Origin of the sequence: Erysipelatoclostridium sp. An173, from assembly GCF_002160495.1 — a bacterium.
Classification (GTDB): domain Bacteria; phylum Bacillota_I; class Bacilli_A; order Erysipelotrichales; family Coprobacillaceae; genus Thomasclavelia; species Thomasclavelia merdavium.
The window spans coordinates 61,333-72,059 of record NZ_NFKR01000011.1 but is presented as its reverse complement, the minus strand read 5'-3'; the positions used below and the strand labels follow the sequence as shown (position 1 = coordinate 72,059).

Here is a 10,727-nt window from a genome sequence, read left to right as displayed (position 1 = left end):
AGAAAGAGGATTTTTATAGAGGATTCACCTCTTAGTCAAGACAAATGCCTGCTAAAGCAATAAATTTTAAAAATTTAATTTATTTATTGACATTTAATAGTTTGTCTTTTTTTACCTTTTTTTACCTGATAACAATATCATATCCTTTTTTAGCTTCGTAAATATAATCATTTTCATCACATCACTATGGACATGATTTTTTTTGAAATAATCTATAAGTTTTCGAACCTACTCGTTGAATATAAAATGATAAAAATCATAATTGTGATATGAATGTTTATAAAAAATGTAATTAAGAATAGCACACTTTTTTACATTATTTATAAGTAGAAATTACAATTTTTATAACAATATTCACTTTTAAAAGTGTAAAATTTTTTTATTGCTGTAAAAATTTATTTATATCAAAAATGAAAATTTAAATATATCAAAATTTAATAATTTTTAAACAATATATTAAATATCAGCTCTTTTGTTCCTGCTTTATATAATAAATTTACTATTATATTTCACAAATATAAAGAACTAAGTAATAAATTGTCATTATCATGTAATAAATATCAATTTTTATTCATTAGATTAGAGAAAAATTTAAAATCTCTATCTACTATTATCTATTACAAATTTTTTTATAAAATATTTTCTTATTCAAATAGGAATTGTAAAGTACTATTTCTAAATATTGATAAATCCTATAATTCAAAATAACAAGTGTAAATCACTAATTTTTTATAGATTATTGTATATTTATATAATATGATTTAAGGAAAAAAAATATTTTAAAAAAAAAGCTGTATAGAAAAATTAGAATTATCCTAAACTTACAAATATTATTTTATAAGTTATTTTAGAATTAAACTAATTTTTTATCATCAAAAAGTGGCTAACTATTAGTTAAACCACTTTCATTAACTTGTTATTTAATTTCCAGTACCTTCAGTTTCTCTAATTTTTACTATCGCACTATCTATTGTATCTTTGATCTGGAATCATATAATAAAGATTACTATTTGGCATCGAATAGCCACCTGACATCCTTTTACCACTTCCACCTAAATACTGATTTTCTATCTCATATCCTTGCATATCTGATAATTGTTTTTTTATCAATGACATAATGTCATCACTACTCATATTTGTTTCAAATGTTCCTTCAACTTTTTCTAAAACTTCTTGGTAATTTGATAATACCGATGGTGTTAACAATTTATTGATGATAGCCTTCATTACATCCTGTTGATTTTTAATACGATGATTATCACCACTTTCGTAAGCATATCTTTCTCTTGAAAATGCTAATGACATTTCTCCATCCATATGATTAATTCCTTCTTGAATAGTGATTGATTTATTAGTATGAGGAACAAATGTTTTATCACTATAAACATCAATACCACCTAAGACATCAACTACATTTACTAAAGAACTAAAATTGATTCGATAATAATAATCCATTTCTGTTTCTAATAAATTTCCAATAGTATTTACCGTTTCATTTACACCATAGATTCCTGAATGAGTCAGCTTATCTTTAGCACCTTTTGAATCAAGTGTTACATAATAATCTCTTGGTATACCTGTCAACAATATTTTATGAGTATTCATATTAACTGTCATGACCATATTGACATCACTTCTAGATCTTGTCGATACTGGTCCATATGTATCAATTCCAGTTATACAGATATTAAATACACCATCATTAATAGCACCATTATTTGTTATGTTTTGAGTTTCAGTTTTAATTTTAAATTGATAGATAACTTTTGTTTCAGTATCAAAATCCTGATGATTTTCTTCAAGCATGCTCTGATATGCTTCATTGACAACAATAACATCACAGTCATTGTTATAAAACGATTCAGCTAACGAATTCCAATCATTATAATCTTTATATTCAATATCTGAATTCAACTGCTCTCTAATATCAGTTAAAGCATTGGTTAAATTCTCTTGATCTTAATTTTGATTGATATCAAGTGATTTTCTTTCAAGATTATTTAATTTTTCATATTCACTGTTATTCAGTATAATAACCGATATAACATTTATTTCATAATCAGTAATGGAGAAGCTATCAATAAAAGTAATACCTCGATTAATTTAATGTTGACCAAAATTAAAACAATACTTACAACAACTTTAAGTATCCTTAAAATCACACTTCTAACACTGATATTCTTAGATTTAAATTGTAATAAAAAATTATCAAGCATAAGATGATAACTGCTGCAATCATGCCATACATATCCATATCTGGTAATACTGCAAAATTAAATAAATAATATAGAAATACAATTGATGAAAATATCTTTATATATATTCATTTAAATTAATCTTCATTTTACATTTTTAATTTATTTGTGGTTAAGCTTCTTGTTCAATTAATAACCTTATATTATCAATAGCAACTTTATTAATTCAACTACTACACCTACGACTGATAATATTCCTTATACCATTTTGCAAACTCTCTTAATCCATCCCTCAATGATGTTCTTGGTTTAAATCCAAAATCTTTTTCTAAAGCACTAGTATCAGCATAGGTTACCGGTACATCTCCTGGTTGCATCGCAACTAGCTCTTTATGGGCTTCAAAATCATAATCTTCTGGTAATACTTTGGCTTCTATCAGTTCTTCACTTAAGATCTGGACAAAATCTAACAGATTTTCAGGATTGCTGTTTCCAATGTTATATATTTTATATGGTGGTATCGGTAATCCATCTTCTCCTTCTTTCTTTTCTGGTGCTTTTTGCATTACCCTGATTACTCCTTCAACTATATCATCAATATATGTAAAATCTCTTTTACAGTTTCCATAATTAAAGATTTTAATCGTTTCATTATTAACCAGCTTATTTGTAAATCCAAAATATGCCATATCCGGTCTTCCTGCTGGTCCATATACTGTAAAAAATCTAAGTCCAGTTGATGGTATGTTATATAATTTGCTATAGGCATGTGCCATCAGTTCATTGCTCTTTTTCGTTGCTGCATATAATGAAACTGGATTATCTACTTTATCTTCGGTACTATATGGTACCTTTTTGTTCGTTCCATATACACTGCTACTTGAAGCATATACCAAATGTTCTACTGGATAATGTCTACATGCTTCTAAAATATTATAAAATCCAATGATATTTGATTCAATATAGGCATCTGGATTTTCAATCGAATATCTTACTCCGGCTTGAGCCGCTAAGTTTATCACTATATCGATCTCATATCGTTCAAATAGTCCGTTTACTATTTCTTTATCAGCAATATTTCCTTTAACAAAATGAAAATTATCGTATTTTAAAAGAGTATCCAATCGATACTCTTTTATTCTCACATCATAATAATCATTCATATTATCAATTCCGATTACATTGATACCTTTATAATCATTAAGCAATCTTTTGCATAAATTACTTCCAATAAAACCAGCTGCTCCGGTTACTAAAACAGTTTTTCTATTCAATTCAATACTCTCCATATATCATCAATCCCTTCTAAACAGATCTCTTGTATAAACTTTTTCTTCAACATCATCCAAACAGTTATCATATCTATTAGCAATGATTGCCTGACTCTGTTTTTTAAACTCATCTAAATCATTTACTACCACACTTCCAAAGAATGTCGTTCCATCTTCTAATGTTGGTTCATATACAATTACTTTAGCTCCTTTAGCTTTGACTCTTTTCATTACACCCTGAATTGATGATTGTCTAAAGTTATCACTATTTGATTTCATCGTTAATCGATAAACTCCAATAACTACTTCTTTTTCCTTTTCAACATTATAAGAACTATTAGCCACGTATCCTCCGGCTATCTCTAACACTCGATCAGCTATAAAATCTTTTCTGGTTCTATTGCTTTCGACAATAGCACTAATAAGATTTTCTGGGACATCTTCATAATTAGCTAATAATTGTTTGGTATCCTTAGGTAAACAGTAACCACCATAACCAAATGATGGATTATTATAATGGTTACCAATTCTTGGATCTAAACAAACACCTTCGATAATCTGTTTAGTATTTAATCCTTTCATTTCAGCATATGTATCCAGTTCATTGAAGTATGATACTCTTAAAGCCAGATAAGTATTTGCAAACAATTTAACCGCTTCAGCTTCAGTAAATCCCATAAATAGAGTATCAATATTTTCTTTAATAGCACCTTCCTGTAATAATGAGGCAAATTCTTTTGCTTTTAAAAACAGATATGGATCATCCATATCTGTTCCTACAATAATTCTAGATGGATATAAATTATCATATAAAGCCTTTGACTCTCTTAGAAACTCGGGGCTAAAGATAATATTTTTAGTGTTATATTTTTCTCTAACACTTTTTGTATATCCAACTGGAATAGTTGATTTAATAACCATAATAGCATCTTTATTGACACTCAATACCAGTTCAATAACATTTTCGACTGCACTGGTATCAAAGAAGTTCTTCTTTGAATCATAATTAGTTGGAGCAGCAATAACAACAAAATCAGCGTTTTTATAAGCTGACTTAGCATCTAATGTTGCTTTTAGATTTAAATTTTTTGTACTTAAAAAGTCTTCGATTTCATTATCCTGAATCGGAGACTTTCTATCATTGATCATATTAACTTTTTCTTCTATGATATCCACAGCTATCACTTCGTGATGTTGTGACAACAAAGTAGCTATGCTCAAACCTACATAGCCTGTTCCTGCAACTGCAATTTTCATGCTATCCCTTCTCTCTTTTGTTTTTAGTAGGCATTTTTTTAATAAAAAAATTCTTAAGATTAATTATTTTATTTTTATAAAACACTATATTGATGCTCAATGATATTAAACAATTGAAAAAAAATATCACTACTGCTAAATAAATCCATTCAAGATAACTATTTACCACTAATGGTGTAAAATAATAGACCACTGCATACAACAAACAAATTATTATATCAACAATAATTTGCTTAAAAGTCTTTTGCTTCGGCCATTTAATAATATTTTTTGAATCATATGAAATCATCCATATTGTTTGATATGTCATTGCCACTATTGTACCAATGGCAACTCCAATTAAACCCAAATAATTGACCATTAGTACTGAAATAGTAATATTTAACAATGCTGCAACTATATAATTACTTTGGGTTTGACGGTAATGCCCTGCTGCTAAAATCATTGTATTATATGGTAACCTCAAACAGTGAGTGGCATTAGCAATAGTTATCAATATTGCAAATAATGGTACTATATAATTTGCATCTGCTATTCCTTTTGTGTATACACTTATAAACGGAACTATTAAAATTGCCACACTCCCCCAAATTAAAACTACTCCAGTATGTATCACCCACTCATACCAATCGAATATTTTTTTTAGCTCATCCATATCTTGTTTTGCCCATAATTCTCCAAGTAAAGATTGAACTCCATTGATTAATGACATAAATAGCTGTTTTACACCATTAACTACTAAAAAATAAATTGAATAAATTGATACATTTGATAATGTTGAGAAAATTGTTAATACAATATTATCAGTACCATCCAATATAACAGCAGCTATATGTTGAGCTATACCATTCCATTTTTGCTTAATAGGTTCTTCATCATATTTTATCGTTCTATCAATATGATAATATTTATTTACATATATCCTTAAAAATAGTGGTCTTATTAGAAAAATTAATGAAGAACACAATTTTACTACTTGAATTGATTGATTAAAGTTAATTAATATCACACATATAATAGTATTTAGTACTAAAGTTATAATTTGAGCAGTATATTGAATATAACCTCTTTGATCAGAATTTAAAAGCAATCTATCTACTACACCAAAATAATACTGAGCAAAAAAACTTATGCTAATAGCAATAATTAAAAACGCTGTATAAAAAAAATCATATTCAAAATTAATAATCAACGGAAAAACTACTACTAAAATAATTATATAAATTACTAGGATATAGGCTAATTTCCTAAAAAAATTATTTGCAGAACTTATGATTTTACTTATTTGATTCTCATCTTTTTGTGCTAACGGCTTATACAACGATGATTGGACCACCGCACCAACGCCTAATTCCAAAAAAGAAATAATTTGCAGAAACTGCGTAATAGAATTTACTAATCCGTTAATATTAGATCCAAAATGATTTAAAATAAGCCTAGGTAAAATAAATCCACATACTATAGTTGTAATTTGAAGAACTAGAGATGATATGGTGTTTAACATTAATTTTTTCTTACGCATTTATTTAACCTCTAAAATTATTTTTACAATTTTAATAATTTTCCAATTTCTAAATCAACATTATTATCTGTAAATTTTCCAAATCCTGCATCAGGGAAAAATGTTAATTCCCCAAAATATATTTGGCCATTAACTTCATAGAAATCAACTCTCAAAAAATATAAGTCTTCAGAGATTATTTCCGCCAACGATATCATTTTATTCAAAGATTTAGGAAAATTGAGTTTTTTGTTAAAATCAGGAGGACATACCACTTCACCAAATAACAGTAAATTCCCATTTCTATCATAATAATTTGCTTTATGATTTATAAAGCGATCAAAATCAATTTTAAAAAATTTTACTTTTCCATTAAAGCAAAAAAATTTATAATCCATTAATTCATTTAAACTATCATCTATCATATATTTTTCGCATATTATTCTTGGTTTTACATTTTTATAAGGCCATTCCCTAGTCATATAAAAATAATTAGTATTCAACCGATTTTTTAAAAATAATTCTGCTTCCTTATAGTTAAATGTCTTTTTATCTTTACAAATTCTTACCCCACCACTATCATGCGTTGTTTTCAAAACAAATTGGTTTGGTAAAGCCGAAAAATTAATTTGATCATATTTTTCCCATACTCCGATTAAAGGTATCAAATACTGTGATCCAATTTTTTTTGAAATAAATTCCCTTACTTCATATTTATCAACCATCTTAGTATAGATTGGTTTGCGATCATATATTTTAATCCATTGTAATTTTTCGGTAAATGTTTTTGGATTTTTTAAATTCAAATTTTTTTTTAAAAATTTATAATATAAAATTTTCAAATAAAGTTTATCTGGAATATATCGATACAAAATCCTTAAATATTTTTTTATCATTTTATTTCTACTCCCCTTTAAACAAAAAATAATTGAAAACAAATTTCAATTAGGTCATGTTATATAGAATTTTTAACTCAAAAATTAGCTCTATCTTTAAAAAATTTATTGTTACACTATGAAAAATAGATTTTAAAACATCAAATACTCTTCTAATTGTATAATTATGAATAAAATCCACAAAAAAGATAATAATTCTAATTAATCTACTTTATTTAATTACTCAATAACAAATAATATTATCTTCAATTTCCTTGATAATATCTTTTGATATTTCTGATATTTTAATTTTATAAATGATATTTATTCTAGGATTAAATATTCCTAATTGATTAATGTCTTTATATATTTTTTGTCCCGAGTGTTGCCCCATTATCCAATACATTAATAATTGTAATGTATTTTTATTTGTTGGATTATTCTTACTAACCTTAAAATCCCATAAAGTATCTTTTGTCAAAAAATCTCCATCTCCAGCATCCACGATTTTGGTATATCCATAAGGTTCAAAATCAAACCCATCTTTTACTACTGGACCATTCTTATCAAAAAAATCGATGCTTCGTTCTACCATAACTAATATATTATTAATAGTATCTTTGTCTGGTTTTATTTCTTCAAACGTTTTTGCTCTTAATGCACCCAACAAATTTCGATACCATACATCAAAGGTAACCATTTTACATGTATTAATTATTGATACGTCATCTAAACCACGTATACCATTAAGCAAATTAATTGCTTGTTTCATTAAATTTCCCTCTTGTTTTAGATATTTATCTGCTATACTTGCACCTAGTATGGATATCTTAAAAGCATCATTCAAATCTAAATTTATCATGTATCTACTCATGTAATCTACAACCATACCTATTACAGAACTATGAATATTTTCATTATCATTTAAAATACGATCATCTTGTAGTTTTATTTTTTCAAATTGCGATAATTTTATATATCCACCATAGGGCTGCTTTATTTGATTTATTCTTTGTGTAACTGAGCTCATCTCTATATATTCCTCCTTTCATTAACTCGTTAAGAAATTAAGAGCTTTTATTATGTAGTTTATTACTCTATGTGGTATATTAACTATAATTTACTACATATATTTTTATTTCTATATTTTCTAGTACAATTAAATTTTCTGAAAATTCAATTTAACACCTTTTTTATACGTTAAATATTTTTTTCATAAGACTTATTTACTAAGATTAACAAATATCGGATTATAGAAAAGTTGACAGATAAAGATATTCATAGAAATATTATCAATATTTGTCATTGACATTAGAATCAGTTAAAAATATTAGTTTTCTATATAAATAGATTTTAGAACTTCATGCCACTGTTTATATATTTTCTTAGGATTTAATCTATCCTGTATTTTTATGGCATTAGTAGATAGTGTTTTTGCTAGTATTGGGTCTGATAAGACCATCTCAATTCTTGTTTTCAATAATTTCACATCATCAACAGGAACTAAAAATCCATTAATACCATCATTTATCAAATATCGAGGACCACCTCCAGCACAATCAGTTACTACACACGGCAGTCCCAAAGCCATTGCTTCAATTAAAGCATTTGGCATTCCTTCGTGCGTAGAAGTCATAACAAATAATGAGGCATTTTTTATTTCTTTTTGGATTGACTTAGAAAAACCATGCAAAATGACTCTTTGCTCTATCCCTAATTCCACTATCATATTTTTTATTTCAGCTTCTAACGGACCTATTCCATATATTTCTAATTTATATTCATCATATTTTTTATCTATCATTGAAAAGGCTTTTAATAACATCGGATAATTTTTTTGTGTTTCTAATCGACCAACTGCAACAATTTTTTTCACTTTGATATCATCATTTTTTTGATTTATAAATTCATCATTGATAGCGTTTGGTATAACCCACATCTGCTTTTTTTTAGTATATTTTTTGTACCAACTTTTTACTGTATCAGTTTGAAAAACGTATCCATCCGATCTTCGCAGTAATATCTTTAATAAAATTTTGATTGGCTTAATGTAAGAATCCGGATCATTTCTTTCAGAAATAATAACCGGGACTTTAATGATTGATTTCAATAAAAGAAGCAATAATATTGGAGTTTCTGTAAAAACAAGATAACAATCCGTTTTATTTTGTTTGATAAATTTTTTTAGTTCTCGATATAATAAATGATATTTCTTAATTGTATTGTTGTTAAAATCCTGTGCTGAAACAAGGCTGTGAACTTTGACATTTTTATTTAGATCATATTTAATATCACCTGGTTTAAATATGACAATGTTTACATTTTCACCGTTTTCTAACAAATAGTTTGACAGATTACAAACAACACGCTCTGCACCGCCACCTTCCAAACTACTTATAAAAATAGTAACTTTCACATATCATTCCTCCTCGTATAATCTACATGAAAATTATTTTTTGTAATTAATGATTATTAAACGATCCCACCTACTTGTAGCTGAACAAAGAAAAAATCGTAAATTTTATAATATATAAACAGATATAAAATAATTCTGATTATATATCTAATATTTATAATTCTTTTCTTATACCAGAAATGTTGTAATTTTGATCTATCGATCTGAATAAAAACATATTTTTTTAATGCAAACATATACTCATAGACAAATGGCAATATTATTAAGATAAATCTATATGCAATATACATTCTTCCTTGAATAAAATAATTTAATATCCCGATAATAATCAAATATATAAAAATAATATGATGTTCTATCTTATTAGATATATCGTGATAATACTTGTAAGTAATAAATAATAAAAATATTAGAAAGATATATATACTCACACTAACAATTGTTTCACTAAGGTATACATTGTATTCAGTAGATGAGAATAATATTGGTAATAAATAAGAGAATATGATATATAGTATGACTAGAATAAAAAAAGAAAAAATAATTTTTACTACTGATTCACTGTATTTTGTATATTTTTTTATATCCCAATTTTTATATAAAAAATAAACTACAATAATTATTAATATGACAAAGCTGGATGAATGTATGCTTAAGGCAATAAGATTAATTATTAATGCTTTACATATTTGATTTTGCTTCAAATTACTTATTACATGTAATATTAACAAAATAGCTAAATCATTTCTTATTGTATTAAAGATTGTGAATAGAGATGATCCTACTAACAATAAATACAAAAAGCTTTTAAATTGTAATCCACGTTTTACATATTTCCAAAACAAGACGAAAGCTATTGTATGAATTATAAATAAAAAAAATTCGAACTCACCAAATAAATGGTAACAAACCCACATAAATGTATTGAATCCGATTTCACCATGGACAAGATTTATATAATTAACAAGACTGGTATTTGCCAGATAAAAATTATTGCGGTAAGAGATTGCATCAATTCCACCAACTGCTATAAATTCCCCATTTATATAATGACCCTCAATATTACGGGTAACGGCAACGACAATATACAAAATATAAGCAATTAACAAATAAAGACTTTTTTTAGTTTTATTGCTATATTGTTTAGATTGAGCTCTATAAATTAAAAAAATAACTGTAATAATATACAATATATAAAAAAATAATCTCATA

Annotated in this window: 8 protein-coding genes; all 8 read right to left on the bottom strand. The window is 26.2% G+C overall.

Annotated elements, in window-relative coordinates:
* Positions 1 to 963: 963 nt before the first annotated feature.
* Positions 964 to 1,914: an LCP family protein gene (locus tag B5F09_RS06895; protein WP_087373074.1), complete on the bottom strand. Its 951-nt coding sequence runs from the start codon at positions 1,912 to 1,914 to the stop codon at positions 964 to 966.
* Positions 1,915 to 2,434: 520 nt separating this feature from the next.
* Positions 2,435 to 3,484, bottom strand: a complete 1,050-nt coding sequence (locus B5F09_RS06890; protein ID WP_087373071.1) for an NAD-dependent epimerase/dehydratase family protein — start codon at positions 3,482 to 3,484, stop codon at positions 2,435 to 2,437.
* A gap of 6 nt (positions 3,485 to 3,490) precedes the next feature.
* Positions 3,491 to 4,723, bottom strand: coding sequence for a nucleotide sugar dehydrogenase (locus B5F09_RS06885; RefSeq protein WP_087373067.1), 1,233 nt, complete (start codon positions 4,721 to 4,723; stop codon positions 3,491 to 3,493).
* A 1-nt stretch (position 4,724) separates the two neighbouring features.
* Positions 4,725 to 6,245 carry a lipopolysaccharide biosynthesis protein gene (locus tag B5F09_RS06880; protein WP_087373064.1) on the bottom strand — a complete coding sequence of 507 codons (1,521 nt, stop codon included), beginning with the start codon at positions 6,243 to 6,245 and terminating at the stop codon, positions 4,725 to 4,727.
* Positions 6,246 to 6,268: 23 nt separating this feature from the next.
* A complete protein-coding gene (locus B5F09_RS06875) occupies positions 6,269 to 7,120 on the bottom strand; it encodes an ATP-grasp fold amidoligase family protein (RefSeq protein WP_087373061.1) in 852 nt (283 codons plus the stop codon).
* A gap of 223 nt (positions 7,121 to 7,343) precedes the next feature.
* A complete protein-coding gene (locus B5F09_RS06870; RefSeq protein WP_087373058.1) occupies positions 7,344 to 8,129 on the bottom strand; it encodes a hypothetical protein in 786 nt (261 codons plus the stop codon).
* Between the two features lie 300 nt (positions 8,130 to 8,429).
* Positions 8,430 to 9,515, bottom strand: a complete 1,086-nt coding sequence (locus B5F09_RS06865; RefSeq protein ID WP_087373054.1) for a glycosyltransferase family 4 protein — start codon at positions 9,513 to 9,515, stop codon at positions 8,430 to 8,432.
* Between the two features lie 56 nt (positions 9,516 to 9,571).
* The gene (locus tag B5F09_RS06860; RefSeq protein WP_158095825.1) at positions 9,572 to 10,726 is read right to left on the bottom strand and encodes an EpsG family protein; all 1,155 of its coding nucleotides are present in this window, start codon (positions 10,724 to 10,726) and stop codon (positions 9,572 to 9,574) included.
* Between the last annotated feature and the right edge of the window lies 1 nt (position 10,727).

What these genes read in the sequence shown, in the direction of transcription:
- B5F09_RS06880 (WP_087373064.1), bottom strand. Translation starts at nt 6,245, where the DNA reads ATGCGTAAGAAAAAATTAATGTTAAACACCATATCATCTCTAGTTCTT.
- B5F09_RS06885 (WP_087373067.1), bottom strand. Translation starts at nt 4,723, where the DNA reads ATGAAAATTGCAGTTGCAGGAACAGGCTATGTAGGTTTGAGCATAGCT.
- B5F09_RS06875 (WP_087373061.1), bottom strand. Translation starts at nt 7,120, where the DNA reads ATGATAAAAAAATATTTAAGGATTTTGTATCGATATATTCCAGATAAA.
- B5F09_RS06890 (WP_087373071.1), bottom strand. Translation starts at nt 3,484, where the DNA reads ATGGAGAGTATTGAATTGAATAGAAAAACTGTTTTAGTAACCGGAGCA.
- B5F09_RS06870 (WP_087373058.1), bottom strand. Translation starts at nt 8,129, where the DNA reads ATGAGCTCAGTTACACAAAGAATAAATCAAATAAAGCAGCCCTATGGT.
- B5F09_RS06860 (WP_158095825.1), bottom strand. Translation starts at nt 10,726, where the DNA reads ATGAGATTATTTTTTTATATATTGTATATTATTACAGTTATTTTTTTA.